Here is a 20,174-nt window from a genome sequence, read left to right as displayed (position 1 = left end):
GGACCAGGCGATGACCGCCAACCCGGCCCAGGACGGCCCCGCTACCCCCCGCACCGCCGAACCCCCGTCCACCGGGACCAGTGCCCGGGTACGCGCGGAGATGCTGCGGCGGTTGGCCGCGCGGCGCGAGCGGAACGCGGAGATCCCCCGTGTGCCGCGCGACGCGCCCATCGTGCTCTCACCCGCTCAACGGCGGTTGTGGTTCCTGGACCGGATGGCGCCCGGGCGAGCGGACTACAACTCCGGGTTCGCCCTGGACCTGCACGGCGACCTGGACGAAGCCGCTCTGGCTCGGGCCTGCGCGGCGCTGGTGGTGCGGCACGAGTCGCTGCGCACCACCTTCCACGAGGTCAACGGCGAGGGCGTGCAGGTCGTGCACGAACCGACTGCCCCGCCCCTGCGGACCGAGTCCGCGCCTCCCGGCGGGGAGGACGCCCTGTCCGCACGGGTGGGCGAATGCTACGCCCTGCCTTTCGACCTGGAGACCGGGCCTCTGCTGCGCATCCACCTGCTGCGCGCGGGCCCCGGGCGGTGCGTGCTGCTCGTGGTGCTGCACCACATCATCACCGACGGCTGGTCCATCGGACTGCTGCGCGACGAACTCGACCGGCTCTACACCGCCGCGTGCGCCTCCCCGGACCTTGCTGCTATCGCCCTGCCTGCCGCCGCCTCGTTGAGCGAACCGGAAATCCAGTACGCCGACTACGCCGTCTGGCAGAACGGCCGTCTCACCGGCGCACGCCACGAGCAGTCCCTGGCGCACTGGCGCGAACGGCTCACGGGGGCGCAGCCGCTGGAACTGCCCACCGATCGTCCACGACCGCCGGTGCGCGGCACCCACGGCGACTCCGTCGCCTTCCGGCTGCCCGCGGCGACCGCCACGCGCATGGCCGAGGTCGCGCGGGCCCGCGACGCGAACCTGTTCGTGCTCCTGGTCGCCGGAGTGCGCCTGACCCTGGCGAGGTGGAGCCGGACCCAGGACGTGGTCGTGGGCACGGTCACCAGCGGCCGCGAGGACCCCCGCCTGCACGGGGTCACCGGTTTCTTCGTCAACACCGTTGCCCTGCGCGGACACATCGACGAGCGCGACTGCTTCGGCGACCTCCTGGACCGCACCAAGGACGACGTGCTGGCCGACCTCGACCACGCCGAAGTGCCCTTCGACACGGTGGTCAACGCCGTGCTGGGCGAACGCGACAGTTCCATCCCCCCTCTGGTCCAGGCCGCGATCGTCGTCCAGAACGCCGGCGACGCCCGGGCCGTCTCCCTGGGGGACCTCGCCGCCGAGGTGTTCCCGGTGCGGCGCGAGCACTCCGTGTTCGATCTGACCGTGGAGTTCGCCCCCGGTCCCGAGGGGATCGACGTCGGCGTGGAGTTCAGCACCGACCTCTTCGATCGCGCCACCATCGAGTCGCTGGGCGCGGACCTGCGCGCGGTGTTCGCCGCGGTGGGTGACGAGCGTCCGCTGCGTGCGATCGACCTCGTCGCCGACGCCGAGCGCGTCCGCATCCTGGCAGCGGGGTCCGCTGCCGGTGCCCCGCCGGTACCGCGCACCCTGCCGGAACTGTTCGCCGACCGGGTCGCGGCCCACCCCGACGCCACCGCGGTGGTCTTTCCCGGCGGGGAGCTCAGTTACGCCGAACTCGACGCGCGGGTCCGCACCCTGGCTGCCGGGCTGCGCGAGCGCGGCGTGCGCCGCGGCGTGTTCGTCGGTGTCTGCCTGGAACGCGGCGCCGAACTGGTGGTGGCGTTGCTGGGCATCACCCGCGCGGGTGGCGCCTACCTGCCGTTGGACCCCGACTACCCGGCCCGGCGTCTGGCGTTCATGATCGAGGACTCGGGCGTGCGCACGGTGCTGACCGTCCCAGGGCTCGCCGTCCGGCTGCCGTCGTCGGTCGAGGCGGTATCGGTGGCCGAGGCGGCCACCGCGCCCGTCGGCTCCGCCCCCGACTCCGACTCCGGGATCGGGATCGGGATCGGGATCGGGATCGACGACGCCGCCTACGTCATCTACACCTCCGGCTCCACCGGCACCCCCAAGGGTGTCGTCGTGACGCACCGCGGCATCGCGAGCCTGGCGCACGCCCAAGGGACCGTGCTCGCGGTCGGCACCGACAGCAGGATGCTGCAATTCGCCTCCCCCAGCTTCGACGCCGCGATCGCCGAACTGGCGGTGGCACTGCTCAACGGTGCAGCCGTCGTGGTCCTGCCGCAGCGGACCCTGCTGGGCGAGGGGTTGCCCGCGGCCCTGCGCGAGCACCGGATCAGCCACGTCACCCTGCCGCCCGCACTGCTGCCCGCACTGTCGCCAACCGAACTGGGCCCGGTGTTGACGCTGTTGGTGGCCGGAGAGGCGTGTTCCGGGGAACTGGTCGCGACGTTCGCCCCGGACCGCACGATGGTCAACGCCTACGGCCCCACCGAGTCCACCGTGTGCGCCACGATGAGCCGGCCGTTGACCGGGGCGAACACGCCCCCCATCGGCGGGCCGGTCTCCGGCACCCGGGTGTACGTGCTCGACCCGTGGCTGCGCCCGGTGGGCAACGGGGTTCCCGGTGAGCTCTACATCGCCGGGGACGGCCTGGCCCGCGGCTACTGGCGCAGGCCCGGTCTGAGCGCGGGACGTTTCGTGGCCGATCCGTTCGGCGTACCGGGGGCGCGGATGTACCGCTCCGGTGACGTAGTGCGGCGGCGCCCCGACGGCGAACTGGAATTCATCGGCCGGGTGGATGATCAGGTCAAGATCCGTGGCCACCGGATTGAACCCGGCGAGGTCGAAGCCGCGCTGACCGCGCTGACCGGGGTCGCGCAAGCGGTCGTGACCGCTGAACGCACCGCAGCGGGAAGCCGGCTCCTCGCCTACGTCGTCCTCGACGACGGTGTCGGGGCCGAGGAGGTGCGCGGGCGGGCCGCGGCCGTCCTCCCCGGATACATGGTGCCCGCGGTGGTGCACCGCATGGCCGCCATCCCCCTGACCGGCAACGGCAAGGTGGACCGGTCCGCCCTTCCTGCCGTGGACCGAACCGGGCCGGCCGAAACGGTCGCACCGCGCGACGCCACCGAGGAGGCCCTCGCCGCGCTGTGGCGCGACCTCCTGGGGCGGGAACGCGTAGGAGTACACGACGACTTCTTCGGCGCGGGAGGCGACTCCATCGGCGCCATCCGGCTGACCTCCCGCGTGGCCGACGCGTTCGGGGTACGGCTGCCGCCACGGGCCGTCTTCGACCACCCCACGATCGCCGGGTTCGCCCCCGTGCTGCTCGCCGCCGCGGGACGCGGCGAGGCACCGGGCGCGCGCATCACCCCCGTGGCGCGCGGCGCCGACCTGCCGCTGTCGGCCGCCCAGCGCCGACTGTGGTTCCTCGACCAGTACGAGCCCGGCAGCGCCGAGTACAACTCCGGTGCCGCACTGCGACTGGCCGGCCCGCTGGACCGCGCCGCACTGGACGCCGCCCTGGCGGAACTGGTGGGCCGGCACGAGTCGCTGCGCACCACCTTCGAGGAGCGTGAGGGCCGCCCCGTCCAGGTCGTGCACGACCGGGTGGCGACCACCCCGGCCACCGCCGACCTCTCCGCGTGGGACGCCCCCCTGCGGGACGCCGAGCTGGACCGGCTGCTCGCCGAGCAGGTAGACCTCCCCTTCTCCCTGGGGACCGGACCACTCGTGCGGTCGCTGCTGGTCGCCCTGGGCCCCGAGGACCACGTGCTCCTGCTGACCCTGCACCACATCGTCATGGACGCCTGGTCGATGTCGGTGCTCACCCGCGAACTCGGCGCCCTGTACGCGGCCGCAGCCGCTCACCCGGGGCTCCCCGCGGACCAGCTCGCCGAGCAGGCCGGACTGGCACCGGTGCCGTTGCAGTACGCCGACTTCGCGGCCTGGCAGGACGCGTACCTGAACAGCGCGGACTTCGAGGACGCCCTGGCCTACTGGGCCACACACCTGGACGGCGTCACGCCCCTGGAACTGCCCACCGACCATCCACGCCCCCCGGTGCGCGGGACCACCGGCGCCACCCGCCTCTTCGAGGTGCCGGCCGACATCCACACCGGCCTGCGGGAACTGGGACGCTCCCACGACACCACACTGTTCATGGTGCTGACCGCCGCCGTCCAACTCCTGCTGTCGCGCTACTCCGGCCAGCGCGACATCACGGTGGGCACCGTCACCTCCGGCCGTGAACGCGCCGAGTTGGAGGGCGTCGTCGGGTTCTTCACCAACACACTGGCGGTACGCACCCGCGTCAACGACACCGGAACCCTCGCCGATCTGCTGGCCTCGGTGCGCGAGGGCCTGCTGGAGGCGTTCGCGCACGCCGACGTCCCCTTCGACCGGGTCGTGGAGGCGGTGGCACCCGAACGCGACCCCGCGCGGCCGACCCTGGTCCAGGCGGTCGTGGCGTTGCAGAACGCGCCGGAGGAACATCTGGAACTGGCCGGGCTGTCGCTGCGGGAACACCCGCTGACCCGGCGGTACTCACTGTTCGACATCAGCGTGGACTTCACCGAGAGCGGAGGGCGGCTGCTCGGGGCGATCGAGTACGACACCGCCCTGTTCGAGCCCGCCACCGTCAACCGTCTCAGCGACCACCTGTGCGCCCTGCTGGGCCTGTTCGCCGGCTCCCCCCGAACCCCACTGGACGATCTCGACCTGCGCACCCCCGAGGAGCGCTCCGCCCTGTCGGCCGCGGCGAGGGGCCCCGTCCAGGAGCCCGGGACCGGCCACGTCCTGGGCGGCCTGACCGACGCGGCACACCGCGGGCCGGACCGGCCCGCGCTCACCGCCGGGGCCCTCACCCTGTCCTTCGGCGAACTGGAACGCCGCGTCAACCGGACGGCCCGCTTCCTCGTCGCCGCGGGGGTGGGCCCGGGCGACCGGGTCGCGCTGCTCCTTCCCCGCACCGCCGACGCCGTCATCGCCGTGTTCGCGGTACTGCGCGCGGGAGCCGCCTACGTCCCCATCGACCCCGCCTACCCGGCGGAGCGGGTGCGCGGCATCGTCGAGCAGGCCGCCCCCTCCCTGGTCCTGGCCGCCGAGGCCACCGCTCCCGGGCTCACCGACCTGCTGGGCCCCGACCGGCCCGTCGTGGTCGTCAACGCGGCCGACACCGCAGCCGCATTCACCGCACACGACAGCGCGCCGATCACCGACGCCGAGCGGCTCCTCCCCCTGAGCGACGCCCACACCGCCTACGTCATGTACACCTCCGGCTCCACCGGCACCCCAAAGGGGGTGGTGGTCAGCCACGCCAACCTGCGCGCCATGATCGAGGGCTACCGCCACGCGGTGCTCGCCCCCGCCGGTGTGCCCGAGCGCGCCCTGACCGCCGCACACATCGCCGCCTGGTCCTTCGACGCCTCCTGGGACCCGCTCGTGTGGCTACTGCACGGACAGCACCTGCACGTCATCGACGAGGACACCCGCCTGGACGCCGAAGCGCTGTGCCGCTACCTCGACGGCCACCGGATCGACTACTTCGACACCACACCCTCCTACCTCGCCCAGCTCGTGGCCGCGGGGCTGCTCGCCGAGGGCGCGCACCGGCCGACCGTGCTCACCGTGGGCGCCGAGGCCCTGGACGACGCGCTGCTCGACGCACTGCACGCGGGTGGGGTGGCCACCGGGTACAACTTCTACGGCCCCACCGAGAACACGGTCAACAGCGTCTACTGGCCGATTCGCGCCGGTGTGCGCCCCCTCATCGGCCGCCCCATGCCCGGGGTCAACGTCCATGTGCTGGACGACCGGCTCCGGCCGGTACCGACGGGGGTGCACGGCGAGCTGTACCTGGCCGGCGCGTGCGTCGCGCAGGGCTACGACGGCCGTCCGGGCAGCACGGCGGAACGCTTCGTCGCCGACCCCTTCGGGGCGGGCGGGCGGCTGTACCGCACCGGCGACGTGGTGCGGTGGACGTCCGAGGCCCAGCTGGAGTTCATCGGCCGGTCCGACTCCCAGGTGAAACTGCGCGGCTTCCGCATCGAACTCGGCGAGGTCGAGGCCGCGCTGGCCGGTCTTGCGGAAGTACGCCACAACGCGGTCGTGCTCCAGCGGGAGCCGTCGGGGCCCGCCCGGCTGGTCGCCTACGCGGTGGTCAACCAGGACGTCGCCGGAACGTTCTCCGCCGCTGACGCACGCGCCCGTCTGCGCCACCTCCTGCCCGAGTACATGGTCCCCGCTGCCGTGGTGGTGCTGGACGAGCTCCCGCTCAGCGCCAACGGCAAACTCGACCGCCGCGCACTGCCCGCCGTGCGCCACGAGGCGCTGGGCGGGGCCGGTTATCTTCCGCCCAGCACCGAGGCCGAGCGGGTGCTGGCCGAGATCTGGTCGGAGCTGCTCGGAGTGGAGAAGATCGGTGTGGAGGACAACTTCTTCGACTTGGGCGGCGAATCCATCCTCACCATCCAGCTCGTCTCGCGCGCCCGCCGGGCCGGCCTCGCACTGACCTCGAAGGACGTCTTCGTGCGCCAGACGATCGCCGGGCTGGCGGCCGGAATCGGCGAAACGGCCGCCGTGGGTTCCGCGAAACCGACGGCGGCCTCGCCCCCGGTCACCGGCGACGTCGCGCTGACCCCGGTGCAGCGCTGGTTCCTCGACACCCATCCGCACGCCCCCTGGCACTTCGACATGTCGGTGCTCGTGGAACTGGAAAAGGGCACCGACCCCGCGCTGGTGGAACAGGCCGTGGCCGCGCTCGGCACCCGTCACGCCATGCTGCGCGCCCGCGCGGAGCACCGGGACGGTCGGTGGCACCAGTGGATCCCGGCCGAGCAGGACGCCAGGCACTTGATGCGTACGGTGGACGTCCGCGCGCTGGACGACGCCGGCCTGGCGGCGGCGGTGGACGCGGTCGCGCACAGGGAGCGCCCAGCGGCACGTCTGGCCCAGGGGCCTCTCCTGGACGCGGTCCTCTTCGACGGCGGAACCGACCGCCACTCCCGACTGCTGCTGTCGGCCCACCACCTGGTCGTGGACGGTGTGTCCTGGCGGGTACTCCTGGAGGACCTGGCAACAGCCCATCGGCAACTCGCATCGGGGCGGGCCCTCGACCTCGGCACCGCCACCAGCTCCTTCCGGGACTGGGCGCTTCGCCTCGCGAAGTTCACCGGGGAGGGCGGCTTCGACGACGAGATCGACCACTGGACCACTGTCGCCACGCAGCCGGTCGCCCCGATCCCGGTCAACCTTCCCGTCGAGGGCCCCGGAACCGTCGCCTCCCAGGACGTGGTCACGGTGTCCCTGTCCCCGGGGGACACCCGGCGGCTGCTGCACGGCGTCCCCGGGGTATTTCGCAGCCAGGTCAACGACGTGCTCCTGGCCGCACTGGGCCGGGCCCTCGGCGAGTGGACCGGCTCCTCGCGCGTTTTGGTGGAGATGGAGGGGCACGGCAGGGAGGAACTGTTCGACGAGATCGACCTGTCCCGCACCGTCGGCTGGTTCACCACCGTCTACCCGGTGCTGCTCGACGTCGGGGCCGACGGCGGCTGGCGCACAACAGTCTCCTCGGTCAAACGGCAGCTGCGCCGCGTCCCCAACCGGGGCATCGGCTTCGGGGCCCTGCGCCACCTGGCGACGGGGCCGCGGACCGACCCCCTGCGTGCGATGCCCACCGTCCCTGTCTCCTTCAACTACCTCGGCCGATTCGGCGACGACGGCGGAGGCGGCCTCTACCACCGCTTCCTGTCCTCCCCCGGCGGCGACCAGGCGCCCAGCCAGGAACGCACCAACCTTCTCGACGTCACCGGGGCCGTCACCGGTGAACGGCTGGAGTTCTCCTGGACCTACTCGACCGAGCTGCACCACCGGGAAACCGTCGAACGCGTCGCACTGGCCTTCGCCGACCACCTGCGCGCCATCGCGGGCGCGGCCCCACCCGACGGGCGCTGAGCCCGTCCCCACCGACCACCACAGCACCCACCGATTGAAAGGAACCCCCGTGACCAACCCCTTCGACGACGAGAACGGCACCTTCCTGGTCCTGGTCAACGACGAGGGCCAGCACTCCCTGTGGCCGTCGTTCGCGCAGGTGCCCGAGGGCTGGGACGTAGCACTGGCCGAGACCGGCCGCGCCGACGCACTGGAGTACGTCGAACGCAACTGGACCGACCTCCGACCCGCGAGTCTGGTCAAGGCGATGGAGGGTTAGCCGGCCGGCGGCCCCGGTGCGGGGCCGCCGTTCTCATGCCGAGCGCGCCAGCGGTGTGTTGCGGTATGCGCACTCCCCGCACCACTGCTCCTGCTGTTCCCCCGGTGAGTGCAGCACCGTCATCCCCAAGGGGGTGACGAGGTGTCGCACGCTGTTGCTGCGCCGGGTCGTGGTGATCAGTCCCGCACCGCGCAGCACCGAGGTGTGTTCGCTGACCGTGGTCGCCGAGATGTTGAGCTCCCGGCTCAACCCACCGGTGGAACGCGCGCGAGTCAGGGCGGCCAGCACCGCGGCCCTGGTCCGCCCCAAGAGCCTGGCCAGCGTCTCCGGGACGTCCTCGTCCTCCTTGGTCAGGGCGCCGGCCGCCCGTCCGTGCGGGCACACCGAGAAGGCAAGGACACCGGTGGCCCGGCCGGTGCCCGGTTCGGGCCAGGAGAAGAACCGCGGGCCGCCGCTCAGGAACACCGACGGCAGCAGGATCGCGCCCCGACCGCCGAGGAACACCGTGCGGTCCGCGCCGTCGTCCAGGGTGAGGACTCCCCCCGACCACCGCACGCGCTCTCCGGCGGTCTCCAACGCTGCGGCGATACCGTGTTCGGCGATCAACCGGTGGACCCGGCGCCCGGCTTGCGCCTGAAGGCCGCGCACACTGGACCAGTACGGCGCGACACACGAGCGCTGCACCTCGACCAGTGTCGCCATGGGGCCGCGCAGCGCCGGGGGCCAGCCAGTGGTGTCACGGACCCCCGGGGAGGCGGCCGAGTCCTGGAGGAACGGCATCAGCTCGGCGGCCAGTCCGGCCGCGCGCTCCAGCTCCGAGCGGATACTGGCCGTCTCCGCGAGGCGGGCGCGCGCGTGGCGCACCCAGCCGCCGGGCCGGGCCCGCCCCGGGTCGCACAACAGGAAGTCCAGCGCGAAGAGCGCCTCGATCATCGGGTTCGTGGCCGGAGACAGACGTGTCCGCGCGATGTCGTCGTGGGTGAAATGGGTCGTGGACAAGGGAAAACTCCTCGATCGTTGCGGTGCTGGGGCGCGTCCCAGCACCGGGTGCCGTCCGTAGCGGGCTTGTGGCCCCGGGCGGCACCCGTGCGTCGTATCGGTTCGGTGCGGGTGGAGCGGGTCAGCGAGTGCGGCGCAGGTAGGCGCGGATCGCCAACGGGAACAGGACCGCGTGCAGGAGGACGACGGCGACCAGGCTCGCCATCAGCGGACCGGCCGTCTCGCCCCCCAGCATCAGGCCGCGGACGGCGTCGACGAAGTGCGTCACCGGGTTGACGGCAACCCACACCTGGAGCCACCCGGGCATCGTCTGCGGGTCGGCGAAGATGTTGCTGCCGAACGTCAGGGGCAAAATCACCGCCATGGCGATACCCGGCACGGCCTGAGGGTTCTTGGCGACCATCCCGACCAGCACGGACAGCCAGCACAGGGTGAGTCCGAACACGATCACCAGGGCGACCGCCCCGAGCACCGGCAACAGGCCCGTGCTCGTGCGGAACCCGAGCGCGAACGCCAGGGCGAGGAGCACGGTCACCGCGACCGCGTAGCGGACCACGTCGCCCAGGACCGCGCCTACCAGCGGCGCCGAACGCGCGATGGGCAGGCTGCGGAACCGGTCGAAGACCCCTTTGGAGATGTCGGTGTTCAGGGCGAGCCCGGTGCCGACGCTCGCGTAGAGGGTGATCTGCACCATCAGTCCGGGGACCAGGGTCTGGAGGTACTCCTGCCACCCTCCCGCGATGGCCCCGCCGAAGAGGAACACGAACACCAGAAGGAACAGCACCGGTTGGATGACGGTGTCGATCAGGGTCGAGGGAGAGCGGACGATGTAGCGGATGTTGCGGTTGGCGAGGGTGAGTCCGTGGCGCAGGCCGCGGAGCGGGCCGATGCGTCGCCGTGGAGGTATGTGGACGAGCGGGGGGCGTTGGGCGAGGGCGGTCATACGGCGCTCCGTTCGGGGACGGCGCTCGGGCCGCTGGTCTCGGCCTCCGCCTGTGCGGGGCGTCCGGTGATGGCGAGGAAGACTTCGTCCAGACTCGGCAGCCGGATGGCCAGTTCCTCCGCACTGATCGCGGCCTCGTCCAGGCGGCGCACCAGCGCCGACAGCAGGACGGGGTCGTCAACCGGAGCGGTGAGCAGACCCGTGTCGTTGTCGGAGGCGGGAACGCACCCGGTCAGTTCGCCGAGGATGCGCGCGGTACGCGCACTGTCGGCGGGGTCTGCCGGACGCACCTGGATGCTGCGCCCGCCAACACGCCGCTTCAGTTCCTCGGGGCGCCCCTCGGCGACGACGCGGCCGTGGTCGATCACGGTGATCCGCTCGGCGAGCTGGTCGGCCTCTTCCAGGTACTGGGTGGTCAGCAGCACCGAGGTCCCCTCGTCGGAGAGCCGGCGGACGATGTCCCACACCTGGTTGCGGCTGCGGGGGTCCAGGCCGGTGGTGGGCTCGTCCAGGTAGAGCACCTGGGGGCGGCCCACCAGGCTGGAGGCCAGGTCAACCCGGCGCCGCATGCCCCCGGAGTAGGTCTTGATCGCCCTGCCGCCCGCCTCGACGAGGTCGAAGCGTTCCAGCAGCTCCGTGGCCCGCGCTTTGGCCTCCCGGGAGGGCAGTTCCAGGAGCCGTCCGATCAGCACCAGGTTCTCGTAACCGGTGAGCTCCTCGTCAACGGAGGCGTACTGGCCGGTCAGCCCGATCACACCCCGCACGAGTACCGGATCGCGCAGGGCGTCGTAGCCGGCGACGGTGACGGTTCCGGCGTCGGGACGCAACAGCGTCGCGAGGATGCGCACAGCCGTGGTCTTGCCCGCACCGTTGGGGCCGAGCACCCCGAGAATGCTGCCGGCCGGCACGGCCAGGTCCACCCCGGCCAGCGCCGTTGTGTCACCGAAGCGTTTCACCAGGCCTTCGGCCTGGATCGCAAGTGTCATCGAAGGTTCCTCCTAGGTCTGCACCCCACAGTGGGCGCGGGACCTGACACGGCACCCACAGGACGCTGACATCTCAAAAACAGGGCCGGGCGCAGCGGTGAGCGGCAACCGCTGCTGGGCAGGACGACGGCCCACGCATCCGCCGCGGGCCCCTCCGTTGTCGGTTCGGACCGGGCCGGTGCCGCTGCGCGCCGAGCGGGGCACGCGTTCCGACGGAGGCGGGGACGCCGACCGACTCCCACGGCCGAGGCTAAAAAGATCCCTGCTCCCCGAGAAGGAGAGCAGGGATCTCAACTGGACGAGCAGTGGGGCGCCCCACGGCGTGCGCCTGGGAGCTCACCCCGGCCGGGGCGGCGTCCGCCGGCTACTCCCGGACACCGACCGCGTCCACCGGCCTGCTGCGCAGCGCCAGGCGCACGGGGACCAGCACCGACACCAGCCCCAACAGGGCGGTCACGGCCAGCACCCCGAAGTAGGCGAGTGGTGACCCTGCCGGAAGCAGAGTGCCCAGGAAGGCCAGGCTCAGCACCCCCAACGGCACGGCCGCGACGGCCGTGCCCAGCAGGGCGGCCAGGGTCACGAGCAGCAGTGCCTCCAACCGCATGGTGCGCACCACCTGGGCACGCGACATCCCGATCAGGCGCAGGAGGGCGAACTCCCGTGCGCGCCCCGCAGTGGCCATCACCAACGTGTTGACGACCGCGATGGCGATGTAGGCCAGGATCATCGCGAGTCCCACGAGATTCACCCAGGCCACCAACGCGGCCTCCGCGCCGGCGGCCGCGGTGAACGCGCCCCGGTCGGTGACGGTCAGACCGGGATAGCGCTGCACCAGTTCGGCGAGCCGCGCCTCGACGGCCGATGCCTCGCCGTCCTGGGCGCGGACCAGCAGATGACTGGGGGCGGCCCCGAGGTGTCCCTCCACCACCTCCATCGGCAGGGTCATCTCGGCGAACCCCATACCGTGCTCGTAGGTGGCCACCAGGCGCAGTGTCTCGGTCGCGCCGTCGCCCAAGCGCACCTCGACGTCGTCGCCTACCGAGGCGCCCAGCAGGCCGGCGCCGGAGTCCTCCAGCGCGACCGCGCGACCGGACAGGTCGGCGAGGTCGCCGTTGACGACGCCGAGATCGACGGTCTGGGCCAGGCCCTGGGAGGTGACCCCCCGCGCGGAGTAGACCGCGAGGTCGGGGTCGCCGAACACGCTGTAGGGGACGAAGACCGTGGTCGTGGCCACCGCGGTCGCCCGTGCCACACCGGGCACGGCGCGTACCGCGTCCGCGGCCTCCTCACCGACCCCGCCGGAACCGGTGTCGGCGACCACGAAGTCCGCCGTGATCGCGCGCTGCGACTGGGCCTGGACGGCCGCGGCCACCACATTCTGGGAGTAGACCATGGTCACGGTGAATCCGATCGCCAGGACCAACGGGGTCACCGCCGCGCTCATGCGCCGCGCACCGGACTCGCTGTTGGCCGCGGCCAGGAAACCGCTCACCCGCGACCATCGCAGCGGTACCGCGCACACCGAGACGGCACCGCGCAGCACGACCGGCCCCAGCAGCGCCACCGCGACCACGAGGAGCAGCGCGGCGCTCCCGGTGCCCGCAGCGCCGATCGCGCCCTGGACCGACAGCGGGGTCAGCGCGGCGGTACCCCCCAGGACCAGGCAGATGAGACCGGCCGTCCTGCGCCACCGGGGAAGGTCGGCCGGAGGGACGGCGGATTCGCGCAGTGCCTCGACGGGGTTGATCCGGGCAGGCCGGACCGCGGCGACCAGGCCGCCCGCCACCGCGGTCACGACGATCAGCAGTACGGCCGCCAGGGGTGGCAGCGGGCCCATCGACATCGGCAGGTCGGGGGGCACCACTCCCAAGCCGGCGAACAAGCCGCGCAGGAGTTCGGCGAGCAGGAAGCCGGGCACGACACCCGCGATTCCGCCGAGCAGGGAGAGGAGCAGGGCTTCGGCCGCGACCAGTCGGACGATCTGCCAGGGGGTCGAACCGATCGCGCGCAAAACGGCGAACTCCCGGCGCCGCTGGTCGATGGACAGCGCCAGGGTCGTGGCCACGACGAACATCGCGATCAGCATGGCCATCCCACCGAAGGAACCCGCCACCAGCAGCAGCACCCCACGAGAAGCGCCCACGTCGGCGAACTCGACCTGACTGGCGGCGGAACCCTCGTGGACGACGACCGGTTCGGCCACCTCTTCGGCAATGGAGCCGGCGAGGGCGTCGATGTCGCTTCCGGGGGCGGCGAGCACTCCGACGGCGTCGAAACGGCCCGCGTGCCCCGAGAGCCGTCCGGCCTCCTGTTCGGTGAAGAACACCGCCCCGGTACGTCGGAAGGTCTCCCCCGACTCCGGGACCGCGGTCCCGCTGACCCTGTACGGGGCAGCCGCGGACCGGACGACGAGGTCAACGCTGTCCCCGACGCCGACCCCCGCGTTCCGGGCGACGGCCGCGTCCAGGACGACATCGCCGTCGGACTCGGGGGCTCGGCCGTCGGTCAGGGCGTAGGGTGCCAGTCCGGCGGAGTCCCAGCCGTGCCCGGACGCGGGTGCCGGGGCATCGGTGCTGCCGGTGGAGCGCACCGCCACCGCCACCCGGTAGTCGCCGATGGCACGGTCCACCCCCGCCAGTGCGTCGATCGTGGCGGCGGTGCCCGCGTCCAGGGTGACCGGCTCGGGCAGCCGCTCACGAACCGTGAAGTCGGCCCCGGGCAACCGCAACGTCTGGTCGGCGGCCACCACCAGGGACGCCCCGGCATAGCGCTCGGGAGCGACCGAGGAGCGCAGCCCGGACTCCAGCAGCACCCCGGAGGCGGTCAGCACCGCCGAACCGCCCAGCAGTGCGACGAACGCACCGACGAATGCGGCCTTGCGCGCGCGCAGCGTCTTCCACGCGATCGACAGCACGGTGCTCACCGGTCCCCGAGGTGGGTCATGCGCTCGGCGACGGCATCGGGGGTGGGCGATTCCAAGCGTTCCACCAACCGCCCGTCGGCAAGGAACAGCACGCTCTGGGCGAAGGAGGCCGCCACCGGATCATGCGTGACCATGAGCACGGTCTGCCCCATGTCGGTGACGATGTCGCGTAGCAGCGCCAGGACCTGGCCACCGGTCCGGGAGTCGAGGGCCCCGGTGGGTTCGTCGGCCAGGACCAGGTCGGGGCGGGCGATCAGTGCGCGTGCGATGGCCACACGCTGCTGCTGACCGCCGGAGAGCTCGGCGGGACGGTGCCGCAGCCGGTCGGCGATACCGACCTGGGTGATGACGCGGTCGCACCAGGCACGGTCCAGGGGGCGACCGCTGAGCCGCAGCGGCATCGTGATGTTGTCCTGCACGGTCAGCGCCTGGAGCAGGTTGTATGCCTGGAAGACGAAGCCGATCCGGTCGCGGCGCAGCCGGGTCAATTTGGTCTCGCGCATGGTCGAGAGCGGCGTGTCGCCGAGCCAGACCTCTCCCCGGGTGGGCCGGTCGAGCCCCGCCGCGCAGTGCAGGAAGGTGCTCTTCCCCGAGCCCGAGGGGCCCATTACCGCCGTGAACGTGCCCGCGGCAAGCCCTACGGAAATATCCCGAAGAGCATCGACCTGATTCTCACCAGACCCGTACGTCTTGTATAGTCCGTCCATTCTCAGCGCGTTTATCGGGCCGGATTCTCCTCCCGCCCCCCTGCCGGTGGTGCGCACCGCACGACCGTAATCCCCCACCCCACTTGCCACGAGGCTCCCCCCTCTGAATAATCGTCGCGACGGTACCATACATCAGTTTCGTGAAATTCCCGCGACGAAGGATTATCTGCCGTTTACCGGCGACAGCCCGAAAAAGACGGAACCGACGCCGCCGGGAACGGTAGAACAGGCGGCCGCGGTGCCGGCACATCGAAATACTGCGGCTGCGCGGGCGAACCGGAAGGGGGTTGGGACGATCACCGATTCCATGGAATTGAATTCGCACTCGCGGTTCCCCGCGGGAGGCGAACAGCCTCAAATCCGCCTCGACGACTCACGGAAACCCTCTCCCAACAGGGGTTTTGTGGCGCAACGATTGATCCGCGACACCAGATCGGGCCTGCCCTACCTCTTGGACGCGGGCGGCAATTCCCTCGTCTACTGGTTCCTGCTGTGCGGCCTGCTGGGGGCGCAGGGACTGTCGGCGGTGGGAATCGGGATTCCCCTCCGCGCCCTTCTCATGGGAGCCGTCGAAAGAGCAGCCGACCGCGATCTTCGTTCCAGCACACGGCTCCTCGGCCGCACTGGCCCCCACCGAGACAAATTACGGGCATCCGCAATAATCGGTTTCTGGCTCCAGCTCCGCTGGATTTTCACGAATGCGGTCGTCGGCCTGCTTTTCGGGGTAACCGTACTCATCCTCACCGTCGGCACCACGATTTCTCTGACCATTCCGCTGTGGTGGTGGATACTCCCCGAAGGCTTTGCGGTCAATCCAGCTGGCTACCCTGTTGATTCCTGGCCGGCGGCAATTCTCACTCCGGTCGCCGGCCTCGTCTACATCGCGGCGCTCATGGTGGCGGTGCCGGCGATGGCCACCGGGCACGCCCGAATCGCCTACGCCCTGCTGACCTCCGTCGGCCGTGCGGGGATCAGTGTCCGGCTCGCCGAAGTGACCGCCTCCCGGTTCGAAGCTCTGGAGGCACACGGCGCGGAACTGCGCAGAATCGAGCGCGACCTCCACGACGGCACACAGAACCGGCTGGTCGCGGTACGCATGCACCTCGGCTTGGTGGAGCGGATGCTGCGCACCGACCCGGCCAAGGCCCTGGAACTGATCACGACCGCACAGACCGCGGCCGACGACGCGCTCGCCGAACTCCGCGGCGTCGTCCGCAGCATCTATCCGCCGATACTGGCCGACCGCGGGCTGGCCAGCGCCGTGTCGGCGCTGGCCGCACGCTGCCCGGTCCCCTGCTCCACCCGACTGACGGAGCTCGAACGCGCACCGGCCGCGTTGGAGGTCGCCGCCTACTTCGTGGTCGCGGAATCGTTGACCAACGCGATCAAACACGCCGGCGCCACCGCCATCCAGGTGGAACTGCGCATCGACGACACCGCGATGTGTGTCGAGGTCGTCGACGACGGTCACGGCGGCGCCGACGAGGCGTCGGGAACCGGCCTGGCCGGGATTCGGCGCCGGGCAGCCGCGTTCGACGGAACGACCGAGGTCGCCAGTCCGCCGGGCGGGCCGACCACGATCCGGGTGGTGCTGCCATGCGGGTCGTGATAGCCGAGGACGACGCCCTGTTGCGCCAGGGACTCGCGCTCCTCCTTGAGACCGAAGGGGTCGAGGTCGTGGGGGCCGCCGCGGACATCGAGGAGTTCATGGTCCTCGTCAACCGGCACACCCCCGATGCGGTGGTGGTCGATGTCCGCCTTCCTCCGACCTTCCGCGACGAAGGGCTGCGTGCCGCCGCCCAACTGCGACGGGCCACCCCCGGTTTCCCGGTGCTGGTCCTCTCCGCCTACGTCGAGGACGGGTACGCCACAGAACTTCTGGGCGACGGTGCCAGCGGCATCGGTTACCTGCTCAAGGACCGGGTGGGCGAGGTCGGCGACTTCGTCGACGCCCTGCGCCGGGTCGCCTCCGGTGGCATCGCGCTGGACCCCGAGGTGATCTCCCAGTTGTTCAGCCGACACACCGCCGGCGACCCCCTCGGCTCGCTCACCGCGCGTGAACGCGAGGTCCTGGCGCTGATGGCCGAGGGACACGACAACGCGAGGATCTGTCACCTGCTGGAGCTGTCCTCGGCAGCGGTCAGCAAGCACATCGGCAACATTTTCGGCAAGCTCGGGTTGGCCGCGTCGGGAACCGGAAGCGGGCACCGCCGGGTCCTGGCGGTACTGGCCTTCCTCAACAGCTGAGCGGGGCCGTTCCTGCCCCGGCCGCGTAGGCGCGCCGGTAGCCCTCATCCCCCAGGGCTGCCGTAAGCCGCGCCACCAGTCCCCTGACCTGTGGGCTTCCGTCGTCGCGCACCCCTCTCAGCCGGGTCGCCTCACCCAAGGTCCGGGCCGCGGCCTGCGGATCGCCCTCGGCCAACAGGACTTGCGCCCCGACCTCGGCGGCCTTGGCCTGAACCGCCTTGTCGCCGAACTCCCGGGCGAGCCGAACCGCCGACTCGAACGCCGCACGGGCCGCCGGAACCGTCGCGTCCATTTCCAGTTTCAGGGCCGCCACCTGGAGCAGTACCTCCACCCGCAACGCAAGGACCCCGAACGACGCGTCACCCAGCAGCGCCGAGGCGTCTGCCAGCAACACGCGAGCGGTTTCGGGGCGCCCGCGCGCCAGCGCCAACCGGGCGAGACCTACCGACACCAGGATCCGGTGCTCGGTGGCCGGCGAGCGGGTGCTGCCCAGGGCCTGGTGGAAACTGGCCTCGGCCTCGGCGAGCATCCCCGAACGCAACTGTTCGGTCCCCCGCCGGATCAGGATGGGGGTGAGGTCGTCAGGTGAGCCGACCATACGGACCGCCTCCAGTGCCTCCCCCAGGCTGTGCACGGCCTCCAGGGTGTCCCCCCGCAGCGACTGGAAGTCCGACAGCTCGCTGATGAGCTGTCCGGCCATCCATAGGTCACCGAGTTCGCGAAACGCCATCAGGGCCGAAACGACGTGCCGCTCGGCGGCTGCCACGTCCCCTGCTGCCTGGGCGGCCAGGCCCAACGACGCGATCCCCGCCGCCCTGGCCCAGGGGTCGGGATGCGCACGGGCACGCTCGGCGCTGGCGGCCAGGCGCTCGTAGTCGCCCACCAGCAGCCAGCACTTGGGCTCCACCATGGCCAGCAGCCGGTGGTCGGCCATGGCGCCGACGCGGTCCGCGAGGTCGGCGGCCTCGGCGGTGACCCGGGCACGGTCCGCTTCCAAGGACACCGGGATGACCACGCGTGTCGCCGCGAACACCGCGCGGGCCCGCACCGGGATACCGTCACCGAACCGCAGCAGCGCACCGAACCAGCGGTCCGCCTCGGCGTAACGCCCGCGCATCACCCAGTACCAGCTCAGCGCGAGGCACAACCGCACCGCGACGTCCAGGTCGGCGTCAACGACCGCGCGCTGCACGGCCTGGACGAGGTTGTCGTGCTCGGCGTCCAACAGGGCCAGGAGTCGGGGCTGGTCGCGGCCGTGCAGCCCGGTTCCGGCACGCTCGGCCAGTTCCAGGAGATACGCGGTGCACGCGACCTCGGTACGGACCAGTTCCTCTGCCTCGACCAGCCGCTCCCGGCAGTAGGCCCGGGTGGTCTCGGGCATTCGGTAGCGGACCTCGCCGGGCTCCGGCTCCAGCACCTGGACCAGTGACTTCTCCGCCAGGGAGGAGAGCACGTACAGCACGTCGTCACCGATCAGGCCGGCCCCGGCGCACACAACCGCCGCCGCGTCGGCGGTGGTCCCCCCGGCCATGACCGACAGGCGCCGGGCCAGGACGCGTTCGGGCTCCTCCAGGAGGTCCCAACTCCAGTCCAGTACCGCGCGAAGCGTACGGTGGCGCACCCCTGAGGTGCGATTGCCACCGGTGAGCAGCCGGAAGCGGTCGTCCAGGCGGTCGGCCACCTGCCGCACGGTCATGGTGCGCAACCGGGCTGCGGCCAGTTCGACGGCCAACGGAAGACCGTCGAGTCTGCGGCAGATCTCCACAACGGCCCCGACAGTCTCGGGGGTGAGGGCGAAACCGGGCCTGACCAGGGCCGCGCGGTCACAGAAGAGCTGGATGGCCGCGGCCCCTTCCGCATCCTCGACGTTTTCCGGGACGCCCAGCGGGCCGATGTGGCACAGCGCCTCGCCGGTGATCGCCAGCGGCTCGCGGCTGGTGGCCAGGATCCGTAGCTGGGGGCAGTCGGTGAGGATTCGTCCGACGAACAGGACGACGTCGTCGAGCATGTGCTCGCAGTTGTCCAGGATGAGAAGGGTGGGATCGCCCGACAGCACGGACACGAGCTGGTCGAAGCGGTTGCGGTCGGGAAAGGGCCGGTCGAGCAGCAGGGTCTGGCCCGAGCCGAGCGCGGCGGCGACCGTCTCGGCCAGGTCGGTCCCCGCCCGGAGCGGGGCGAGCTCCACGAACCGGATGCGTTCGGCCGTGCGGTCGCGCAACCGGGTCGCGTACTCGATGGCCAGGCGGGTCTTGCCCACCCCACCGGAACCGAACAGGGTGGTCAGGCGCGAACGTTCCAGCGCCGTCTCCAACTGCGCGAGTTCGTTCCGGCGGCCGACGAACCGGGCGAGTCGCGCGGGCAGCCTGGCCGCCTCCGATCGCGGCTGCTCCTTGCCGTCCCCCTGCCGCGCGGCACTGTTTCCGCGGAGCAGGCCCACGTGCAGTTCGCCTAGCCAGGGGGAGGGGTCGGCGCCCAGTTCCTCGGCCAGCGCGGATCGGATGCGTTCGTAGGCGCCCAGGGCGTCGGTCTGGCGACCGCTCGCGTTCAGCGCCATCATCAGCAGGCCCGCGGCACGTTCCCGGAGAGGGTGCTCCGCGCACAACCGTGCGAGCTCGACCGCGGCTTCCGCGGAGCGGCCCAGCCGGAGTTCGGCCTCGAACAGGTCCTCTGTGGCCGACAGCCGCAGCTCCCCCAGTCGCTGGGCTGCCGCATGGGCGAAGCCGACATCGAACTCGGCGAGCGGGACGCCGCGCCACAGCTCCAGGGCGCCGCGCAGTGGCTCGACGGCCCGCGCGGGGTCGGACTCGCGCAGCAGCCGACGCCCCTCTGCGGCCAGCCCCTCGAATACGGTGGCGTCCACCTCGTCGGGGGCGACGGTGAGCAGGTAGCCGCCTGGCCCCGACTGGACCGTCACGTCGCCGGCGCCGTGCTCCTGGATCGCGCGTCGAGCCCGCGAGACCAGTCGCTGGAGTGCGTTGGCTCCGCCTCCGGAGGGGGCGTCGCCCCACAGATCGTCGATCAGCAAGCCGGCCGGGACCAGTTCGCCGGGCGACAGTGCGAGGCGGGCGAGCAGGGTCTCGACCCGGCGTCCGCCGAGTGCGACGGTACGGCTCTGCCCGTCCAGGAGCTCGAAGGGGCCCAGCAACGCTACTCGCACATCCGCCATTTTCTCAGATCCCGCGGGTCGGGTGCCCCGATTCGGGCGACCGGAGCCGGTCAGCGCAC

Annotated in this window: 10 protein-coding genes; 4 read left to right on the top strand and 6 right to left on the bottom strand. The window is 71.8% G+C overall.

What is annotated here, in order from left to right:
- Positions 1-10 precede the first annotated feature (10 nt).
- The gene (locus tag AC0VYP_RS08065; RefSeq protein WP_475473276.1) at positions 11-7,885 is read left to right on the top strand and encodes an amino acid adenylation domain-containing protein; all 7,875 of its coding nucleotides are present in this window, start codon (positions 11-13) and stop codon (positions 7,883-7,885) included.
- 49 nt (positions 7,886-7,934) lie between these two features.
- Complete coding sequence (locus tag AC0VYP_RS08060) at positions 7,935-8,144, top strand: MbtH family protein (protein ID WP_475473274.1); 210 nt, start codon at positions 7,935-7,937, stop codon at positions 8,142-8,144.
- 33 nt (positions 8,145-8,177) lie between these two features.
- On the opposite strand, the gene AC0VYP_RS08055 is transcribed toward AC0VYP_RS08060, so the two are convergent.
- The 5 genes from AC0VYP_RS08055 to AC0VYP_RS08035 form a co-directional block, all read right to left on the bottom strand.
- Positions 8,178-9,143, bottom strand: coding sequence for an ArsR/SmtB family transcription factor (locus AC0VYP_RS08055; RefSeq protein ID WP_285761095.1), 966 nt, complete (start codon positions 9,141-9,143; stop codon positions 8,178-8,180).
- Positions 9,144-9,264: 121 nt separating this feature from the next.
- A complete protein-coding gene (locus AC0VYP_RS08050; RefSeq protein WP_285761094.1) occupies positions 9,265-10,086 on the bottom strand; it encodes an ABC transporter permease in 822 nt (273 codons plus the stop codon).
- Positions 10,083-11,072 (bottom strand): ATP-binding cassette domain-containing protein, encoded by a 990-nt coding sequence (locus AC0VYP_RS08045; protein ID WP_285761093.1) that lies wholly within the window; start codon positions 11,070-11,072, stop codon positions 10,083-10,085. Before AC0VYP_RS08045 ends, AC0VYP_RS08050 begins: the two co-directional genes overlap by 4 nt.
- Positions 11,073-11,436: 364 nt before the next feature.
- Positions 11,437-13,995, bottom strand: a complete 2,559-nt coding sequence (locus tag AC0VYP_RS08040) for an ABC transporter permease (protein WP_475473272.1) — start codon at positions 13,993-13,995, stop codon at positions 11,437-11,439.
- Positions 13,992-14,702 carry an ABC transporter ATP-binding protein gene (locus AC0VYP_RS08035; RefSeq protein ID WP_475473270.1) on the bottom strand — a complete coding sequence of 237 codons (711 nt, stop codon included), beginning with the start codon at positions 14,700-14,702 and terminating at the stop codon, positions 13,992-13,994. Before AC0VYP_RS08035 ends, AC0VYP_RS08040 begins: the two co-directional genes overlap by 4 nt.
- 403 nt (positions 14,703-15,105) lie before the next feature.
- Between AC0VYP_RS08035 and AC0VYP_RS08030 the strand changes: the two genes are divergently transcribed.
- Together AC0VYP_RS08030 and AC0VYP_RS08025 are read left to right on the top strand one after the other, a co-directional pair.
- Positions 15,106-16,311 (top strand): sensor histidine kinase, encoded by a 1,206-nt coding sequence (locus AC0VYP_RS08030; protein WP_475473269.1) that lies wholly within the window; start codon positions 15,106-15,108, stop codon positions 16,309-16,311.
- On the top strand, positions 16,299-16,949 hold the full coding sequence (locus tag AC0VYP_RS08025; protein ID WP_285761089.1) for a response regulator transcription factor: 651 nt from the start codon (positions 16,299-16,301) through the stop codon (positions 16,947-16,949). The genes AC0VYP_RS08030 and AC0VYP_RS08025 overlap by 13 nt, the downstream gene beginning before the upstream one ends.
- Here AC0VYP_RS08025 and AC0VYP_RS08020 read toward each other — a convergent pair.
- Positions 16,939-20,106, bottom strand: a complete 3,168-nt coding sequence (locus AC0VYP_RS08020; RefSeq protein WP_285761088.1) for an ATP-binding protein — start codon at positions 20,104-20,106, stop codon at positions 16,939-16,941. The two genes, AC0VYP_RS08025 and AC0VYP_RS08020, sit on opposite strands and share 11 nt — an antisense overlap.
- Positions 20,107-20,174 lie beyond the last annotated feature (68 nt).

The organism is Nocardiopsis sp. iso_186, assembly GCF_056173365.1.
This window is presented reverse-complemented; position numbering and strand designations above follow the sequence as displayed.